Source organism: Streptomyces sp. NPDC036984 (genome assembly GCF_055607665.1).
Genome location: NZ_JBVJRL010000007.1, coordinates 57816 through 76510, shown reverse-complemented (window position 1 = coordinate 76510; position 18695 = coordinate 57816). Strand labels below are relative to the sequence as shown.

Below are 18695 nucleotides of genomic sequence, written 5' to 3'. Positions count from 1 at the left end.
CTCACAGCTTCCCGCCCCGCCCGCCGTCCCGCCGCGGGGGCGCGATCAGCGTCGACAGATACGGCAGCGGCGTCCCGTCCAGCTCGGCGGCCGGCCGCACCGACTCCTCCGGCAGCCCCAGCGCCGAGCCCCACACGGCGTCCCCGAGCCGCCCGGTCTCGGCCAGCGCCTCGGCGACCTCGGCGGCCTGCCGCCCGAACTTGTACGCCACGACCGTCCCCGGCCCGGCCAGCGCCTCCTTCAGCACGGCCGACCCGGCCGTCACCGGGACCAGGGTGAGCGGCTCGGTGCCCTCCGTCAGCACGGCCCCCGACCGCGCCGCGAGATCCTGCATCGCGGTGATCCCGGGCACGGTCTCCACGACGACACCGGGCACCAGCTCCACGATGGTCTGCGCGAGATATGTGAACGTCGAGTACACGTTCGGGTCGCCGATGGTCGCGAAGGCGACGGACCCGTGCCGGGTCAGCAGTTCGGCGACGGCGGCCCCGGCCGCGTCCCAGGCCGCCTCCCGCCGCGCCCGGTCGGTCCGCTCGTTCAGCGCGAACACCACGCGGACGACGTTCTCCGCGGGCACGTAGTGCAACACGGTCGCCTCGGCCCGCCCGCGCTCCCCTGTGTCCATGACGGGCACGACGACGACCTCGGCGGCCCGCAGCGCGTTGACCCCCTTGACGGTCACCAGCTCCGGGTCACCGGGACCGACCCCGACTCCGACCAGCCTGCTGCTCATGACGTCCGGCACCTCTCCACGAACCGACGGGCGACACCGGGCTCGGACGCCCAGTGCGTGTGCAGATAACTCGCGTGCACGCCCTGCTGTACGAAACCTTCGACCCGCCGGGCCGGGGACCGCACGCCCCAGGCGGGAGCGGCACCGGCGCCCGGCTCGACGACCGTGCGATGGAACTCGTGGCCCCGCATCCGCGTCCCGGCCGCCGCCAGCACGCTGTCGCCGACGGCCACGGCGTCCCGGTAGCCGAGGGTGAGCCGCTTTGTCATGCGCGCGGTGGCGTCCAGGACGCCGCACATGGGCCGCCCGTCGAGCTCCCGGCACAGGTAGAGCAGTCCGGCGCACTCCGCGGCCACGGGGGCGCCGCTCGTCGCCAGTTCGGCGACGGCCTTGCGCAGCGGCTCGTTGGCGGACAGCTCGGCGGCGTACACCTCGGGGAAACCGCCGCCGATGACCAGGCCGGCGGTGCCTTCCGGCAGTTCCTCGTCCCGCAGCGGATCGAACGTGACGACTTCGGCTCCGGCGGCGGCGAGCAGCTCGGTGTGCTCGGCGTAGGAGAACGTGAAGGCGGGACCACCGGCGACGGCGACGCGTGGCGCCGGCTTCCCGGCCACCCGAGTCGCCGCGTCGTCCCGCTTCTCGGCCGGCCGAGTCGCCCCGTCGTCCCACCTCTCGGCCGACCGAGTCGGGTCGGCGGGCGGGCAAACGGGGGTCCAGGGGGCGCAGCCCCCTGGGAGGGCACCGGCACTCCGGGCAAGTGACACGAGCGCGTCCAGGTCACACCCCTGAACCACCTGCGCAGCCATGGCCCCGACGGAGTCGACCGCCGCAGCCCGCCGCTCGGCGACCGGCACCAGCCCCAGATGCCGGGAAGGCGTCGACACCTGCTCGGCCCGCCGCAACACACCCAGCACAGGCACCCCGGAGGACTCCAGGGCCTCCCGCAGCAGCTCCTCGTGCCGGTCGGAGCCGACCTTGTTCAGGATGACGCCCCCGATCCGCACCTGCGGATCCCAGGAGGCGAACCCGTGCACCAGCGCGGCCACCGACCGCGACTGCGACGAGGCGTCGACCACCAGCACGACCGGCGCCCGCAGCAGCTTGGCGACATGGGCGGTGGACGCGAGCTCACCCTCGCCCGCCGCCCCGTCGTACAGCCCCATCACGCCCTCGACCACGGCGATGTCGCAGCCCCGCGCCCCGTGCAGAAACAGCGGAGCGACCAGCTCCGGTCCGCACAGGTACGCGTCCAGGTTGCGCCCCACCCGCCCGGTCGCAAGAGCGTGATACCCCGGGTCGATGTAGTCCGGCCCGACCTTGTGCGGGGACACGGTGAGCCCCCGCGCGGCGAACGCGGCCATCAGACCCGTGGCGACGGTGGTCTTGCCGCTGCCCGACGAGGGCGCGGCGATGACCAGCCGAGGCACCGACGACATCACCACTCGATGCCCTTCTGGCCCTTCTGCCCCACGTCCATGGGGTGCTTGACCTTGGACATGTCGGTGACGAGGTCCGCGAAGTCCACCAGCTTCTCCGGCGCGTTCCGCCCGGTGATGACGACATGCTGGGTACCGGGCCGGTTCCGCAGCACGTCCACGACCTCGTCCGTGTCCACCCAGCCCCAGTGCATCGGGTAGGCGAACTCGTCCAGCACGTACAGCCGGTACGTCTCGGCGGCCAGGTCCCGCTTGACCTGCTCCCAGCCCTCCCGGGCCTTCTCCTCGTTGTCCATCTGAGCGTCCCGCTGGACCCACGACCAGCCCTCGCCCATCTTGTGCCAGTCGACGGTCCCGCCCTCGCCGGAGGCGCCCAGCACCCGCAGCGCGTTCTCCTCGCCGACCTTCCACTTCGCCGACTTGACGAACTGGAACACCCCGATGGGCCACCCCTGGTTCCAGGCGCGCAGCGCGAGCCCGAACGCGGCGGTGGACTTGCCCTTGCCGACGCCCGTGTGGACGACGACCAGCGGACGGTTCCGGCGCTGACGGGTCGTCAGACCGTCGTCCGGTACGACACTCGGCTGTCCCTGCGGCATTACGCTGCCCTCCTCGACGTCCCCTGCACATCCCTGACCAGCCCGGCGATCGAGTCCGCCCGCAATTCGTCCAGCGTGACGGCCGTACCGCCCAGCTCACCCGCCAGCTGCCCGGCGAGCCCGAGCCGCACCGGCCCCGACTCGCAGTCCACGACCACCGAGGCGACCCCGTCGGCCGCGAACAGCCGCGCCGCCCGCCCGGCGAGCGCGACCGGCTCCGGACCACCGGTGGCCCGGCCGTCCGTCACCAGCACGACCAGCGCCCGCCGCGCCGGGTCCCGCAGCCGCTCCACCCGCAGCACCTCGTGCGCCTTGAGCAGCCCGGCCGCCAGCGGCGTACGGCCACCGGTCGGCAGCGACTGCAGCCGCGCGGCGGCCGCGTCGACGGACGACGTCGGCGGCAGCGCCACGTCCGCGCCGGAGCCCCGGAAGGTCACCAGACCCACCTTGTCCCGCCGCTGATAGGCGTCGAGCAGCAGCGACAGGACGGCACCCTTCACCGCGCTCATCCGCTGCCGCGCCGCCATCGACCCCGAGGCGTCCACCACGAACAGCACGAGGTTCCCCTCGCGCCCCTCCCGGGTCGCCTGCCGCAGATCGTCCCGGCGGATCACCAGCCCCGGCCCGGACCGGCCGCGCGCCCGCTGGTGCGGTGCGGCGGCCTGCACGGTCGCGGCCAGATGCAGCTTGGTCAGCGCCCCCCGGGGCCGCCGGGCCCCGGTGGTCCGCCCGTGCTCGGTCCGCGCCCGCGACCGCCGCCCGGCGGCACCCTCACCGAGCCCGGGCACGCTCAGCACCTTGGTACGGAAGGGCTCGGCGGCACGCGCCGGGGCCTGCTCGCCCGACCCGGCACCGGACGGCTGCGGTTCACCGCTCTCCCCGGCCTCCGGCCGCGCAGCGGTGTCCCCGCCCCCCTGCGGCCCGGCATCGGGCGTCGGCCGACCGCCGCCCCCGGGACCGTCGGGATCGGGATCGGGATCGTCGTCGCCCTCGCCCGAGAACTGCTCCAAGGTCTCGTCCAGCTTGTCCTCGTCCAGACCCGGAGCGTCGAAGGGGTTACGCCGCCTGCGGTGCGGCAGCGCCAGCAGCGCCGCCTGCCGTACGTCCTCCGCCAGCACGTCGGTCCGCCCGGCCCACGCGGCCAGCGCGGTCGCCGTACGCGCCATCACGATGTCGGCGCGCATGCCGTCCACCTCGAAGGCCGCGCAGGTCGCCGCGATCTGCCGGAGCGCGCCGTCGCCCAGCCGCACCTGCGGCAGCAACTCCCGCGCCGCCACGATCCGCTGCCGTACGGCGGCCTCCTCCTGCGCCCACCGCGCGGCGAACCCGGCGGGGTCGTCGTCGTAGGCCAGCCGGCGCCGGACGACCTCCACCCGCTGGTCCGGCTCCCGCGAGGCGGCGACCTCCACGGTCAGCCCGAACCGGTCCAGCAACTGCGGGCGCAGCTCGCCCTCTTCGGGGTTCATGGTGCCGACGAGCAGGAACCTGGCCGCGTGCCGCACGGACACGCCCTCGCGCTCCACGTACGAGGCACCCATCGCCGCCGCGTCCAGCAGCAGGTCGACCAGGTGGTCGTGGAGGAGGTTGACCTCGTCCACGTACAGGATCCCGCGGTGCGCGTCGGCCAGCAGGCCCGGCTCGAACGCCTTCACGCCCTCGGCGAGCGCCCGCTCGATGTCGAGCGCGCCGACGAGCCGGTCCTCGGAGGCGCCGACGGGCAGCTCGACCATCCGCGCGGGCCGCTCGGTTCCCGGGCCGGCCTCGTGCGGCCCGTCCGGGCACGCGGGATCCGGGGCGGCCGGATCACACGAGAAGCGGCAGCCGGGCACCACGGCCACCTCCGGCAGCAGCGCCGACAGCGCCCGTACCGCCGTGGACTTCGCGGTGCCCTTCTCACCGCGCACGAGCACACCGCCGACCGCCGGCGAGACGGCGTTCAGCAGCAGCGCGAGCCGCAGATCGTCCTGGCCGACGACGGCCGTAAAGGGGAACGGGGTGCTCACTGGTCGCCCTCCAAGTCGCCTTCCAGCTCCAGGTACGTCGCGCGCAGCCGCTCCAGCGTGTCCGCGTCGGGCTCCGCCCACAGGCCACGGTCCGCCGCCTCCAGCAGCCGCTCGGTGATCCCGCGCAGCGCCCACGGGTTGGACTTCTTCATGAAGTCCCGGTTCTCGGGGTCGAAGACGTACTCGGCGCTGAGCTTCTCGTACATCCAGTCGTCCACCACGCCGGCCGTCGCGTCGTAGCCGAACAAGTAGTCCACGGTCGCCGCCATCTCGAAGGCACCCTTGTAGCCGTGCCGGCGCATGGCCGCCATCCAGCGCGGGTTGACCACGCGGGCCCGGAAGACGCGGTGCGTCTCCTCGCCCAGCGTGCGGGTCTTCACCTGGTCCGGTACGGCGGAATCGCCCACGTACGCCTCGGGGTTGGCGCCGGTCAGGTGCCGGACCATCGCGACCATGCCGCCGTGGTACTGGAAGTAGTCGTCGGCGTCCACCAGATCGTGCTCGCGCGTGTCGACGTTCTTCGCCGCCACGGCGATCCGCCGGAACGCCGTCTCCATGTCCCCGCGCGCCGCCCGCCCGTCGAGCCCGCGCCCGTAGGCGTAGCCGCCCCACACCGCGTACACCTCGGCCAGGTCGGCGTCGGAGCGCCAGTTGCGGGCGTCGATCAGCGGCAGCAGCCCGGCACCGTACGCGCCCGGCTTGGAACCGAAGATACGGGCCGTGGCCCGGCGCCGGTCGCCGTGCCCGGCGGTGTCCTCGTCCACGTGCGCCCTCACGTAGTTGGACTCGGCCGGCTCCGCCAGCTCGGCCACCGCCCGCACCGCGTCGTCGATCAGCCCGACCACGTGCGGGAACGCGTCACGGAAAAAGCCGGAGATGCGGACGGTGACGTCGATGCGCGGCCGCCCCAGCTCCGCCAGGGGGATCACCTCGAAGCCGGTCACCCGGCGCGAGGCGTCGTCCCACACCGGGCGGCAGCCCAGCAGCGCCAGGATCTCGGCGATGTCGTCGCCCTGGGTGCGCATCGCGGACGTGCCCCACACCGTCAGGCCGACGGACTTGGGGTACTCCCCGGTGTCGCTCAGATACCGCTGCACCAGCGAGTCCGCCAGCGACTGACCGACCTCCCAGCTCAGGCGGGAGGGAATGGCCTTGGGGTCGACGGAGTAGAAGTTGCGGCCCGTCGGCAGCACGTTCACCAGACCGCGGGTCGGCGAGCCCGAGGGACCGGCCGGGACGTAACCGCCGTCCAGAGCGCGCAGGATGTGCCCGATCTCGTCCGTCGTACGGGCCAGCCGCGGGACGACCTCCGCGCAGGCGAACTCCACCACGGCCACGGCGTCGGGGAGTTCGGCGCCGAGGACGTCCCGCAGGACGCCGTGCACGGCCGCGCCGTCCCACGCCCGGGACTCCATCGCCTCGGCGATCCGCCGGCACAGCTGCTCCAGCAGGTCGATCGCGTCGGCGGCGGTCCGGGCCGGCCCGTCGACCAGGTCCGACAGCTCCACCGGCACCTTCACCGGCGCTCCGGGCTCGGCCAGCAGCTCCTTCTCCACCAGCCCGAAGTGCTGCGCCAGCGAGGCCCGCAGCCCCGGCAGCGCGTTCGCCTGTCCGCCCCACACCTGGGACGCCCGCAGCACCGCGAGCACCAGGTTCACGCGCGGCTCGCCGACCGGTCCGCCGCCCAGGATGTGCAGGCCGTCCCGGATCTGCACGTCCTTGATCTCGCACAGATAGCCGTCGATGTGCATGACGAACTCGTCGAACGCGGCGTCGTCCGGCTGCTCGTCCACGTGCAGGTCGTGGTGCAGCTCGGCGGCCTTGACCAGCGTCCAGATCTGGGCGCGGACCGCCGGGGCCTTCGCCGGGTCCAGGTCCGAGACGAGCGCGTACTCGTCCAGCAGCTGTTCCAGCTTGGCCAGGTCCCCGTAGGTGTCCGCGCGTGCCATCGGCGGCACCAGATGGTCGACCACCGTGGCGTGCCCGCGCCGCTTGGCCTGGGTGCCCTCGCCCGGGTCGTTGACGATGAACGGATAGATCAGCGGCAGATCGCCGAGCACCGCGTCCGGCGCGCAGCCGGCGCTCAGCCCGAGGCCCTTGCCCGGCAGCCACTCCATCGTGCCGTGCTTGCCCATGTGCACGATCGCGTCCGCGCCGAAGCTGTTCTCCAGCCAGCGGTAGGCGGCCATGTAGTGGTGCGACGGCGGCATGTCGGGGTCGTGGTAGATCGCGATCGGGTTCTCGCCGAAGCCGCGCGGCGGCTGGATCATCACGACGACGTTCCCGAACTGGAGGGACGCGAGCACGATGTCGTCCCCGTCGACGTACAGGCTGCCCGGCGGCTCGCCCCACGCCTCCAGCATGGCGTCCCGCAGCTCCGGGTCGAGCTTCTCGAACCACTCCCGGTAGTCGGCCAGCGGCACCCGCGCGGGGGCCGCCGCCAGCTGCTCCTCGGTCAGCCACTCCACGTCGTGGCCGCCGGCCTCGATCAGCCGGTGGATCAGCTCGTCGCCCCCGGAGGGGTACTCGGTCAGGCTGTATCCGGCGTCGCGCAGCGCGTCCAGGACGCGGACCGCCGAGGCGGGCGTGTCCAGGCCGACCGCGTTGCCGACGCGGGAGTGCTTGGTCGGGTACGCGGTGAAGACCAGCGCGATCTTCTTCTCCGCGTCGGGCTTGTGCTTCAACCGGGCGTGCCGCAGGGCGATCCCGGCCACCCGCGCGGCCCGCTCCGGGTCGGCGATGTACACCGGGACGTCGTCCGGGCCCTGCTCCTTGAAGGAGAACGGCACGGTGATCAGCCGCCCGTCGAACTCCGGGATCGCGACCTGCATCGCCGCGTCCATGGGGGAGAGGGCCGCGTCGGACTCCTCCCAGGCGGCCCGCGAGGAGGTGAGGCACAGGCCCTGGAGCACCGGGACGTTCAGCTCGGCGAGCGCGCCGATGTCCCAGGACTCCTCGTCGCCGCCCGCCGACGCCTGCGAGGCGTGGGTGCCGCCGGCCGCGAGCACGGTGGCCACCAGCGCGTCGGCCCGGCCCAGCAGCTCGTACAGCCCGGCGTCGGCACCGCGCAGCGAACCGCAGTACACCGGAAGGGCGTTGGCACCCTGCGCCTCGACGGCTTCGCACAGGGTGTCCACGAAGGCGGTGTTGCCGCTCAGTTCGTGGGCCCGGTAGAACAGCACGCCCACGGTCGGCCGGCCGTCCCGGAGCTCGTACGCGCCGTGCACGCCGAACTCCGGCATCCTGCGCGGCTCGTCGAAGCCCTCACCCGTCAGCAGCACGGTGTCCGACAGGAACCGGGACAGCTCCAGCAGGTTCTCGGGCCCGCCCTCGACCAGGTACCTCAGCGCCTCCGCCACCACACCGGCCGGCACCGACGACTCGGCCATCAGCTCGGCGTCCGGCACGCTCTCGCCGCCCAGCAGCACGGTCGGGATGCCGGACGCCTTCAGCGCGGCCAGCCCGTCCTCCCACGCCCGCTTGCCGCCCAGCAGCCGGACGACGGCGATGTCGGCGCCCTCGATCAGGCCCGCCAGCTCCCCGGCGACGTCGACCCGGGTGGGGTTGCCGATGCGGTAGCCGGCGCCGGAGGCCCGGGCCGCCAGCAGATCGGTGTCGGCGGTCGACAACAACAACACAGTGCTCATGCGGGCGCTCCCGGTGGAATGAAAGGCAGTCCTTGCGGCGCGCCCGACTCGATGAGCCGCCAGAGCGCGTCCGTGTCCGCGTGCTGTTCGATCAGGTCGCCGAGCCGGTCGAGCTGCTGCTCGCGCAGCGCGGCGAACGAGGTGTCCGGCGCGGGTACGAAGCGGCGGCCCGCGGCGGCGGCCACCTCGCGCAGGAAGGCCCGCCGGAAGCCGTCCGACTCCAGTGAGCCGTGCCAGTGGGTGCCCCAGGTCTGGCCGACCCGGCAGCCGTCCAGGAAGGTCTCGCCACCGGTGACGTCGGCCACGCCGTGGTGGATCTCGTACCCCTCGACCCGCTCACCGAGGGCTTCCCCGGCCGGCCGGGTGAGGGTCTTCTCGCGGGCGAAGCGCACCCGGACGGGCAGCACGCCGAGCCCGTCGACCGCGCCGGCCCGCGACTCGACCTCGTCCTCGATGTGCTCGCCGAGGATCTGGAAGCCGCCGCAGATGCCGAGGACCGGCCTGTGCTCGGCGGCCCTGCGGACGAGGGCGTCGGCGAGCCCCCGCTCCCGCAGCCACTCCAGGGCCCGCACGGTCCCGCGGGTGCCCGGCACCACCACGAGGTCGGCGTCCGCCAGCTCCTCCGGCCGGTCCACGAACCGCACCACGACGCCCGGTTCGGCGGCCAGCGCGTCCACGTCGGTGAAGTTGGACATCAGCGGGATCGCGCACACGGCGACCCGCAGCACGTCCTCGCCGACCGGGGGAGTGACCGTGGACTCCCGTACGGTGCCCCGCAGCGAAACCCGCAGCCCGTCCTCCTCGTCGATGCCCAGCCCGTGCCGGAAGGGCAGCACACCGTACGTCCGCCGCCCGGTCAGGCCCTGGAGCATCTCCAACCCGGGCTCCAGCAGGCTGACATCGCCCCGGAACTTGTTCACGAGGAAACCGGCGACCAGCTCCTGGTCCTCCGGCGACAGCAGGGCGACGGTCCCGAAGAAGGAGGCGAAGACGCCCCCGCGGTCGATGTCCCCCACCACCAGCACGGGCAGCCGCGCGTTGCGCGCGATGCCCATGTTGACGATGTCGGTCCGGCGCAGATTGATCTCGGCGGGACTGCCCGCCCCCTCACAGATCACCGCGTCATACGTGCCCCGCAACTCCGCCAGGCAGTCCAGGACCGTGCCGAGCAGTCGCTGCTGGCGCCCGCCGTGGTAGCCGCGGGCGCTCAGCTCCCCGACCGGCTTGCCGAGCAGCACCACCTGGCTGCTCTGCTCGCCGCCGGGCTTGAGCAGCACCGGGTTCATCAGCGCGGTCGGCTCGATGCGGCAGGCCTGGGCCTGCATCGCCTGTGCCCGCCCGATCTCGGCGCCCTCGCGGGTCACGAACGAATTGAGGGACATGTTCTGCGCCTTGAACGGCGCGACCTTCACGCCCTGGCGGACCAGCCAGCGGCAGATGCCGGCCGTCACGACGCTCTTGCCGGCGTCCGAGGTGGTGCCGGCGACGAGGAGACCACCGTTCACTTCCCACGTCCTTTCAGGAGTCGGCGTGCGGCGAGCGTGCCGCCGAGGGCGAGCAGGGCGACGCGACGGGAGAGCCGTACGGCCCGGTCGATGTCGGTGACCCGGACGGCCCGCCCCGCGGCGCCGTTGAGCACGGGGCGGTGTTCGACCCGGCCGCCGTAGGACAGGGTGCCGCCGAGGCGTACGCCGAGGGCGCCCGCGAACGACGCCTCCACCGGCCCGGCGTTGGGGCTCGGGTGCTGCGCCGCGTCCGCCCGCCACGCCCGCACGGCGCCGCGCGGATCGGGCCCGGCCAGGACGGCGAGTACGGCGGTCAGACGTGCTCCCGGCCAGCCGGCGAGATCGTCGAGCCGGGCGGACGCCCAGCCGTAGCGAAGGTGGCGGGGCGACTTGTGACCCACCATCGCGTCCAGGGTGTTGACCGCCCGGAACCCGAGCAGCCCCGGCACCCCGGCCACGGCGCCCCACACGAGGGCGCCGACGACGGCGTCGGAGGTGTTCTCGGCGACCGACTCGACCACGGCCCGGGCGATACCGTCGGCGTCCAGCGCCTGCGGGTCCCGGCCGCACAGATGGGGCAGCCGGGCCCGGGCCGTCTCGACGTCCCCGGCCTCCAGCGCACGCCCGATGGTGCGGGCCTCCCGGGCGAGCGAAGTGCCGCCGACGACGGCCCAGGTGGCGGTGGCGGTCAGCGCGACGGAGGCGATGCGGGAGGGGCGTACGACGCGTGCGGCCAGCGCCCCGAGAGCGACGGCGCCACCGGCGCACACCGTGGTGTGCAGGGCGCCCCAGCCGCGGTGGTCGTGCCACAGTGCGCGTTCCACGGCCCCGGCCGCCCGGCCGAACGCGGCGACCGGATGCCCGCGGCGCGGATCGCCGAGGAGCAGGTCACCGAGGAGGCCGGCGGCGGCGCCGTACGCGTACGTGCGATCGGCACCCATCGGCTCAGCCGGCCGTGGGGACAGGAGCGGGCCTGGTACTGGTCCTCGATCGGCAGCCGAGCATGTCGATATGTGTCCTCACTCAGGGTGTCCGCGCCCTGGTTCGACGTGAATCGGCGGTGAGAGTTCCTGGCTCCCGGGGTTCTACCCCGGTGACAGTGGCGGGACCGCGCCGGATTCGCACCGGCTTCCTCTCCTGCCGCCGTACATGGCCTGGGCAGTCCACCACGCGCCCGGAACGGCCGTCAACTTGCCTTTGACCTGGGATGCCGGACTGTGCTGAGGCCCACACCGCTAGCACGCCGAGGGGCTCCGGGGGGCCGGCTTGCGGCAAAACCGCTCGCAGGGACGGCATTCACCCAACCCCCTTGTGCTCACGCACAGTGAACAACTCCAATAGCGCGTACGCCTCATAGGGGGCGCAACGGACGCGGGAGGGGACGCACGGTGGCGTACGTGGGCGAGATGCTGCTGGACGACGGCCAAGTCGTGCTGCTGGAGGTGGCCGGCGAGGGCCCGGTGGGCGTGCAGCGGGTCTCGCGGGGCGGTGTGGTGGCCGGGTCGGCCGCGGAGACCCTCCAACAGGCCCTGGCCCGGGTGCGTCCCGCGCTGGGCGCTCTGGTCACCGAGGCGCGCGGGATGGCGAGACCGCCGGAGTCCCTCACCGTCGAGTTCGGCGTCACGGTGAGCGCCGAGGCCGGGGTGGTCGTGGCGCGCGGGTCCACCGAGGCGCACTTCACGGTGAGCATGCAGTGGGCGAACGCGGACCCGTCGGACATCCCGGGACAGCGTGATGGCGAAGGCCGGCCCTGACGACGAACTCCCGCGGGGGATCGCCCGCTTCTGGAGCGAGGACGGCCGCGTCACCGGCACCGGCTTCCTGATCGCGGAGCGGACCCTGGTCACCTGCGCGCACGTCGTGGCGAGCGCGCTGGGCGGCGACGAGTCGGCCCCGGCGGCGCCGACGGCCGCGGTGTCCGTGGACTTCCCGCTGCTGAACCCGCCGTCCGCGCGCCGGGCGGCGACCGTCGCGCACTGGCGCCCGGTCACCGAGGACGGCGGCGGCGACATCGCCCTGCTGACCCTCGCGGAGACCGTCCCTGGCACGGCACCGGTCCGCCTCGCGGGCGGCACCGGGGTGTGGGGCCACCCGTTCCGCGTCCTCGGCTTCCCGCACCGCACCGAGGACCACGGGGTGTGGGTGCGCGGCCGCCTGCGCGCGCCGGTCGGCAAGGGCTGGACGTCCATGGAGGCGGCCTCCGGCTCGCCCGCGATCGCCCGGGGCTTCAGCGGATCGCCGGTCTGGGACACCGCGCAGGGCGGGGTGGTGGGGATGACCGTCGCGGTGGAGACGGGCGCTCCGGCGGCGACGGCGTACCTGATCCCGGCCGCCCTGCTGCTCGGCCTGGACCCCGCCCTCTGCCCCTCTCCCTTCCGCGGCCTGGAACCCTTCCGCGAACAGGACGCCCACGTCTTCTTCGCCCGCCGCGCCGACAGCGCACGCATCGCCGACGCCGTCCGCACCCACCCCTTCGTGCCGGTGGCCGGAGCGTCGGGGGTCGGCAAGTCGTCCCTGGTGCGCGCCGGGGTACTGCCCCTGCTGCGGTCGGCCGGCCATACGGTGACGGACTTCGCCGGACAGCCGGACACGGACCCGGTCCACACCCTGGCCGCCGCCCTGGCCGGCCAGTTCCCGGCGGCCCGCGACCTGGCCCGCGACCTGGCCCGGGAACCGGCCGGCGGCGCCCGCGCCCGGACGGCGGTGCTGCTCGGCGCCCGCATCCTGGAACACGCCGGTACGGCCGGACACGTCGTCCTCCTCGACCAGTTCGAGGAGACCGTCGGCGCCCGCCCCGCCGACGCCCGCGCCCTGCTCGACGTCCTGCTGCCGATGACCCGGGCCTGCCACCCGGAGGGCCGCCGCTTCCGGGTGCTGGCCACCCTGCGGTCGGCGTCCCTGGAGGAACTGGTCACGGACGGCCGGGCGGAGGCGCTCAGCGGCACGGTCCAGATGATCGCGCCGATGAGCCCGGCCCAGCTCGACGAGGTGGTGCGGCTGCCGGTCACCGCCGTCCCCGGCGTGGAGTTCGAACCGGGCCTGGCCGAGCTGATCGTCGCCGACGCGGGCGGTGAGCCGGGCGCGCTGCCGCTGGTGGAGTTCGCCCTGGCGGAACTCTGGGAGCGGCAGGAGCACGGCCGCCTCACGCATGCCGCGTACCGGGGGATCGGCGGGGTGGAGGGGGCGCTGGCCCGGTACGCCGACGAGAAACTGGCGGAGGTGTGCAAGGCCCCCGACGGCCCCGACGCGGCGGTCTCCCGGCGCCTGTTCGAACGCCTGGCCCGCCCGGTGAAGGGCAAGGAGTACGCCCGCGTGGCCCGCGCCTTCGACCGGCTCCCGCCCGAACTCCGCGCCGCCGCCCAGGACCTGGCCCGGACCCGGCTGCTCGTCATCGCCCGGGACAGCTCGGGCCGGGAGACGGTCGCGCTGGCCCACGAGGCGCTGCTGCGGCAGTGGCCGACCCTGCGCGGCTGGCTGGACGAGTCACGGGAGTTCCTGGCCTGGCACGAGCGGCTGCGGGCGCGGTTGCGGGAGTGGGAGGAGGGCGAGCGCCACCCCGAACTGCTGCTGCGCGGCTCCGAAGTGGCGGTGGCCCGCGGCAGGGAGGCCGAGCGGCCCGAGGAAGTCTCCGCCGCCGAACGCGAGTTCATCGAGCTGAGCCGGCAGCACCGGCGGCGCGCGCTGTGGCGGGGGCGCGGTGCGGTCGCGCTCGTGGCATGCCTCGCCGCGCTCGCGCTCACGGCGAGCCTCGTGATCGTCCACCTCGTCAACGGAGGCAAGGAGAGCGACCGGCAGGAGGCGGCGCGCAAGCTGGCGGGCTACGCGGAGAGCCGGGCCGCCGACGATCCGGTGGCGGCGGCGCTGCTGGCGCTCGCCGCACGCCGGACCAGTGACGTACCGGAGGCGCGGCGCGCGGTGCTGCGGACCTCCCTGCCGCTGTCCCGCGTGGCGTGGATTCAGCGGGTGCTTCCCGAGGGCTCGGTGCAGGCGACGGCGGCTTCGGCGGACGGGCGCGTGCTGGCCGTGCTCCAGCGGGGCAACGACGACGGCAAGCCGCACGTCTTCGTGTTCCGGCTCGGGACCGACGGCAGGGTGGCACCGCGGCGGAGCCCGGCCGACGTGCCCGTGCAGGCCGACGCGGTGGCCGTCAGCGACGACGGCACGAAGATCGCCGCCGCCGGGAAGGACGGGTGGGTGCAGGTGTGGCGGACGGGGCGGGCGCGGCCGGTCGCGTCGTGGCACTGGCATCCCTCCTCCCGTGACTGGAACGCCGCCGCCCTGGACTTCTCCCGCCGGGGCGACCTCGTGCTGCACGGAAGCACCGACAGCCCGGTGTGCGGGGGCGATGACATCGACGGGCACTGGTACGTCCGGGACCTCGCCGAGCGGCGCCGGCTCGCCCTTCCCCGCGGGTTCTTCGTGCCCGGTGAATGCGTGAGCCAGGTGGCGCTGCCCGCGGGTGGCGCACCCGACCGGGTGAGCGCCGTACGCAGGCAGGACGTGGAGACACCGAACGCGCAGAAGACCTGGTACCGCCTGTTGGACGGCACGCTGTCCGGGGAAGCGGCCCCCGCACCGGACGGGCTCGACGCGCTGCACGGGGCGGTGCTGGGGCCCGGCGGCAGGCTGACGGCTCGCCAGACGGCCGGTGACGGTCCCTGGACGGTGCGCACACGGGACGGGGCGGACCGCCCGAGCCGGGCGGACGTCGATGAGCTGGACCCTCCGCTGGAGTCCGGCGGACGCTTCCTCCTCATGGTCGAGGGGCACGACGAGGAGAGGGCAGCGAACCGCGACGCCATGCGGCTGGTGATCGAGGACAGCGAAACGGGGAGCCGTTACGGCACGGTCGTGCCCCACAGGGTGCGCACGGACCGCCTGACGGCCGTGCCCGGGGCGCGCCGGCGGGCGCCGCTGGTGTACGCGGTCGAAGGGCAGGAGGTCCTGGCGTTCCGGACGGAGCGGACCGCGTACCCGTGGGCCGGCCTCGGCGACGACGTGGAATCCGTCGCCTTCGGGCCCTCGGGCGCACGCCTCGTCGATGTCGTCATGCATTCCCCGTCCGATGCCCCCGGTTACACGTACAGCCTGGTGAGCAGGGCGGGCGGGAAGCCGGTGGAGAAGTGGCTGAAGCCCGAAGTCGACGTCAGCGGTGCGGTCGTCGCCGCCGACGGCCGCCATGTGATGGTCTGGGGCGGTGACTGGTGGCAGGTGCGGACGCTGCCCGGCCTCGTGCTCGGGAAGGGCCGCTCGAACCTGCCACAGGAGGTCCAGGACGTCTCACTCCTGGGAGAGAAGGACTTCGTGGTGATCCACACCACGGGCCTGACCCGGGTGTCCGGAGCCGACGGTAGGGAGCACCGCCTCGCACGGCCGGACTGCCCGCCCGACGACACCGGCAGGAATCCGCGCGCCTGCGCCGCGGTGGTCGGGCTGCCCGACGAGAAGGCCGCGATCGTGCGGAGAAACGGGGAGGCCGCGCTGTGGAGTCTGCGCGACGGGCGGCAGCGGGGGCCGACGGCGCATGTCCGCCGGCTGGACGACAGCGGCTGGTACACCCCGAACCTGGTTCTCGCACCGCATGCCTCCGTCGCAGCGGTCACGACCGCCGAGGGGGTCTGGCTCTGGTGGCCCGGTACGGGCCGCACCAGGCAGCTGGCGCCGGAGGCGTGGGCCTACGGTCCGTTCGGCGACGACGGGCGGACCTTCGTCCTGATGCGGGACACCGACCACACCAACTCCGGGAGGTACCTCGAACTGTGGGACACCGGGCGCGGTGCGTTCCTCACCACGCTGCATCTCTGGTCCCCCTGGGACAGGTTCCGGCTGGACGGGAACCGGATCACCGCGGAGTCCGCGCTCGGCCGGGTGACCCTCCCGCTGGCCCCGTTGTACGGCGGCACGACCCGCCTCTGTCCGGTCCTCGCGGCCTACCCCCTCCGTGACCTGAAGGATCTCCTGACGACGGGCGAGACCCTGCCCCGCGCCGCCGACACGCGTCAGCCCTGCCGGCCCCGCTGAAGCGGGGGACCCGGCAGGGCTGACGTCGGGGTCTCGGTCTCAGGCCTTGGCCACGATGAGGTGGATGCCGTACGCCACCGCCGCCGCGCAGGCCGCGAAGCAGAGGTAGGCGCCGGTGACGGCGAGGGCGGCGGAGCCACCCTGGGCCGTGGCCTTCTCGCGCCGGTTCAGGCCCGCGATGCCGAGGGTGAACAGGGTCACCAGGCCGACGGTGAACACGAGGCTGACACCGAAGACGGAGCCGAGGGCTGCCCAGTCGATCTTCATGGGGATGCTTCCTTCAGTAACCGTGTGCTCGGGGTCAGACCGCGGCGGCCGGCGGGACGGCCGGGGCCGGCTCGGCGGCCGGGGCGGGGATGGTGGCCGTCAGGTCCTCGGTGACCGTGCCGACGGGCGGCGGGGTCACGGCGGCGATGGCGGTGGTGACCACGCCGGCCGGCTCGTCGGTCTCCGCCACCACGTTGGTGTGGTCGATCACCTCGCGGCGGGAGAACTTCCAGATCGCGGCGCTGGCGGCGACCAGGAAGACGGCGACGGCGGCGGTGCCCCAGTCACCCAGGTCGGTGACGGCCTCGGCGCCCGCGCCCACCAGCGCGGCGGCCGGGAGGGTGAGCGCCCAGGCGATGAACATGCGGGTCGCGGTGGACCAGCGGACGACGCCGCCCTTGCGGCCGAGGCCCGCGCCCATCACGGAGCCGGAGACGACGTGCGTGGTGGAGAGGGAGAAGCCGAGGTGGGAGGAGGCCAGGATGGCCGTCGCGGCGCTGGTCTGGGCGGCGAAGCCCTGGCGCGGCTCCAGGTCGGTCAGGCCCTTGCCCATGGTGCGGATGATGCGCCAGCCGCCGATGTAGGTGCCGAGCGCGATGGCCAGGCCGGCGGAGAGGATCACCCAGGTGGGAGGGTTGGAGCCGGGGGCGATGGCGCCGCCCGCGATCAGCGCGAGGGTGATGATGCCCATCGTCTTCTGCGCGTCGTTGGTGCCGTGGGCGAGGGAGACCAGGCCGGCGGAGGCGATCTGGCCGACGCGGTAGCCCTTGCGGGTGGCCTCGCCGTCGGCGGTGCCGCCGATGCCGTAGGAGAACCGGGTGGCCAGCAGCGACGCGACGCCCGCCACGAGCGGCGCGGCGACCGCCGGGAGCAGCACCTTGGTGACCAGGACGTCACCGTGGACCGCACCGAAGCCGGCGGAGGCGACGGTGGCGCCGACCAGGCCGCCCATCAGGGCGTGCGAGGAGCTGGAGGGCAGGCCCACCAGCCAGGTCAGCAGATTCCAGAGGATCGCGCCGACCAGGGCGGCGAAGATGACCTCGGGACGGATGCCGGTCTCGTCGACGAGACCCTTGGAGATCGTGTTCGCGACCTCCACGGAGAGAAAGGCGCCCCCAAGATTGAGGACGGCGGACATGGTCACCGCGATCTTGGGCTTCAGGGCGCCTGTGGAGATGGTGGTGGCCATCGCGTTCGCGGTGTCGTGGAAACCGTTCGTGAAATCGAACGCGAGTGCGGTTATTACCACAATCGCGAGGATCAGCGAGAAGCTTTCCATTTACCCAGGCAATCGTTCGAGGTCGTTGGCTGGTCGAACGTAGGCAACCTGGGTGAACGGAAGATGAACTGGGGCGGGCGTCGGGGTGTCAGTCGGGGGTGCTCGGGATTCCGTTCTGCTCGCCCGGCCCAGACGCCCCTTGGCTACCGGCTCCGCGCGAAGACCCGCAGCCGGGTCGCGGACCCGTTGAAGAGATTTTGGTCACCCGGCAGCCCGCCCTCGGTGCGGTACTGCCAGAACGTCCAGTACCGCCAGCCGCCCGGCAGCGCCCCCGGCCGGCCGGTGCCGTGCCGGGCGAGCCAGAGGGCATGCGAGGAGGAGAAGGCGCGGCTGTTGCCGGTGCACTGCTTCCACCACTCGGTCGTGGTGTAGATCACCGGGCGGCGGCCGGTCTCCCGCTCGAGCTCGTCGCTGAACGACCGGATCCAGCGGACCATCCGCCCCTTGTCCAGCCCGTAGCACCGGAGCCTCTCGCTGTACGGGTTGTACTCGATGTCGAGCGCCGGCGGCAGCGTCCAGCCGTCCGCCCGCCAGTCGCCGCCGTGCCGCACGAAGTACGCGGCCTGCCGTGCGCCGGAGGACCGGTCCGGCCGGGCGAAGTGGTACGCGCCCCGGATCAGGCCGGCCTCGCGGGCGCCGGTGTACTGCCCGGAGAAGTAGGGATTGCGGTAGTCCGTGGACTCGGTCGCCTTGACGTAGACGAACCGCGCGCCCTCCGCCCGGGCCTCCGGCCAGTCGACGCGCTCCTGGTGGGACGACACGTCATGCCCCCGGGGCAGAGCCCGGACGGCCGCCGCCGGCCCACCCGCTTCCCCGGGCCCGGCGGCTTCCACCGGTCCACCTGCCGCTGCCGGTCCGCCTGCCTGGCCCGGCTCGCCTGCCTGGGCCGGCCTGCCCGCCGTCGACGGCCCGGCCGCTTTCACCGGAGCGGTCGACGCGCTCGCGGTGCCGGCGAGGGTGAGGGCCGCCGCTGTGGCCGCAGCGAGGACACCGGCGCGGCGGCGGACAGGGGTGCGTTGACGTGCCATGCGTCTCTCCGGGTGGCGGACGACGGCCGCTCTCGCCCTCGCGGGCGGCGGTGGTCGTCCGGATCGTCCAGGGGGCAAGAGAGATCATTGAAGGCCGCTGGTCAGCCGATCCGCGCCGATTCCCGGCGTTTCCCGGCGAGATCCGCCCGTTCGGCCGTACGGTTTCCGGACCGGAAC

The 18695-nt window shown here is 73.9% G+C and carries 12 protein-coding genes and 1 riboswitch; of the genes, 2 read left to right on the top strand and 10 right to left on the bottom strand.

Annotated features, from left to right (window positions below):
• Nucleotide 1 precedes the first annotated feature (1 nt).
• Genes cobI through ACZ7DL_RS15540 form a run of 7 tightly spaced genes read right to left on the bottom strand, consistent with a single transcriptional unit; the run spans nt 2 to nt 10864 of the window.
• Nucleotides 2-733 carry a precorrin-2 C(20)-methyltransferase gene (cobI, locus tag ACZ7DL_RS15570; protein WP_470774685.1) on the bottom strand — a complete coding sequence of 244 codons (732 nt, stop codon included), beginning with the start codon at nt 731-733 and terminating at the stop codon, nt 2-4.
• On the bottom strand, nt 730-2169 hold the full coding sequence (locus tag ACZ7DL_RS15565; RefSeq protein ID WP_470774684.1) for a cobyrinate a,c-diamide synthase: 1440 nt from the start codon (nt 2167-2169) through the stop codon (nt 730-732). The genes cobI and ACZ7DL_RS15565 overlap by 4 nt, the downstream gene beginning before the upstream one ends.
• Nucleotides 2169-2768 (bottom strand): cob(I)yrinic acid a,c-diamide adenosyltransferase, encoded by a 600-nt coding sequence (gene cobO, locus ACZ7DL_RS15560; RefSeq protein ID WP_228623965.1) that lies wholly within the window; start codon nt 2766-2768, stop codon nt 2169-2171. Before cobO ends, ACZ7DL_RS15565 begins: the two co-directional genes overlap by 1 nt.
• The gene (locus ACZ7DL_RS15555; RefSeq protein WP_470774683.1) at nt 2768-4771 is read right to left on the bottom strand and encodes a putative cobaltochelatase; all 2004 of its coding nucleotides are present in this window, start codon (nt 4769-4771) and stop codon (nt 2768-2770) included. Before ACZ7DL_RS15555 ends, cobO begins: the two co-directional genes overlap by 1 nt.
• Nucleotides 4768-8418, bottom strand: a complete 3651-nt coding sequence (gene cobN, locus ACZ7DL_RS15550; protein WP_470774682.1) for a cobaltochelatase subunit CobN — start codon at nt 8416-8418, stop codon at nt 4768-4770. Before cobN ends, ACZ7DL_RS15555 begins: the two co-directional genes overlap by 4 nt.
• Nucleotides 8415-9923 (bottom strand): cobyric acid synthase, encoded by a 1509-nt coding sequence (locus tag ACZ7DL_RS15545; protein ID WP_470774681.1) that lies wholly within the window; start codon nt 9921-9923, stop codon nt 8415-8417. Before ACZ7DL_RS15545 ends, cobN begins: the two co-directional genes overlap by 4 nt.
• Nucleotides 9920-10864: a cobalamin biosynthesis protein gene (locus ACZ7DL_RS15540; RefSeq protein ID WP_470774680.1), complete on the bottom strand. Its 945-nt coding sequence runs from the start codon at nt 10862-10864 to the stop codon at nt 9920-9922. The genes ACZ7DL_RS15545 and ACZ7DL_RS15540 overlap by 4 nt, the downstream gene beginning before the upstream one ends.
• Before the next feature lie 103 nt (nt 10865-10967).
• Nucleotides 10968-11107: riboswitch (cobalamin riboswitch) on the bottom strand.
• A gap of 204 nt (nt 11108-11311) precedes the next feature.
• Between ACZ7DL_RS15540 and ACZ7DL_RS15535 the strand changes: the two genes are divergently transcribed.
• Both ACZ7DL_RS15535 and ACZ7DL_RS15530 read left to right on the top strand, forming a co-directional pair.
• The gene (locus tag ACZ7DL_RS15535; RefSeq protein ID WP_470774679.1) at nt 11312-11677 is read left to right on the top strand and encodes a CU044_2847 family protein; all 366 of its coding nucleotides are present in this window, start codon (nt 11312-11314) and stop codon (nt 11675-11677) included.
• Nucleotides 11658-15944, top strand: a complete 4287-nt coding sequence (locus tag ACZ7DL_RS15530; RefSeq protein ID WP_470774678.1) for an nSTAND1 domain-containing NTPase — start codon at nt 11658-11660, stop codon at nt 15942-15944. Before ACZ7DL_RS15535 ends, ACZ7DL_RS15530 begins: the two co-directional genes overlap by 20 nt.
• Nucleotides 15945-15983: 39 nt before the next feature.
• Here ACZ7DL_RS15530 and ACZ7DL_RS15525 read toward each other — a convergent pair whose 3' ends face one another.
• From ACZ7DL_RS15525 to ACZ7DL_RS15515, 3 genes are all read right to left on the bottom strand, one after another.
• Complete coding sequence (locus tag ACZ7DL_RS15525; protein WP_470774677.1) at nt 15984-16211, bottom strand: hypothetical protein; 228 nt, start codon at nt 16209-16211, stop codon at nt 15984-15986.
• Between the two features lie 34 nt (nt 16212-16245).
• A complete protein-coding gene (locus ACZ7DL_RS15520) occupies nt 16246-17490 on the bottom strand; it encodes an inorganic phosphate transporter (RefSeq protein WP_470774676.1) in 1245 nt (414 codons plus the stop codon).
• 143 nt (nt 17491-17633) lie between these two features.
• Nucleotides 17634-18518 carry a lysozyme gene (locus ACZ7DL_RS15515; RefSeq protein WP_470774675.1) on the bottom strand — a complete coding sequence of 295 codons (885 nt, stop codon included), beginning with the start codon at nt 18516-18518 and terminating at the stop codon, nt 17634-17636.
• Nucleotides 18519-18695: the final 177 nt, after the last annotated feature.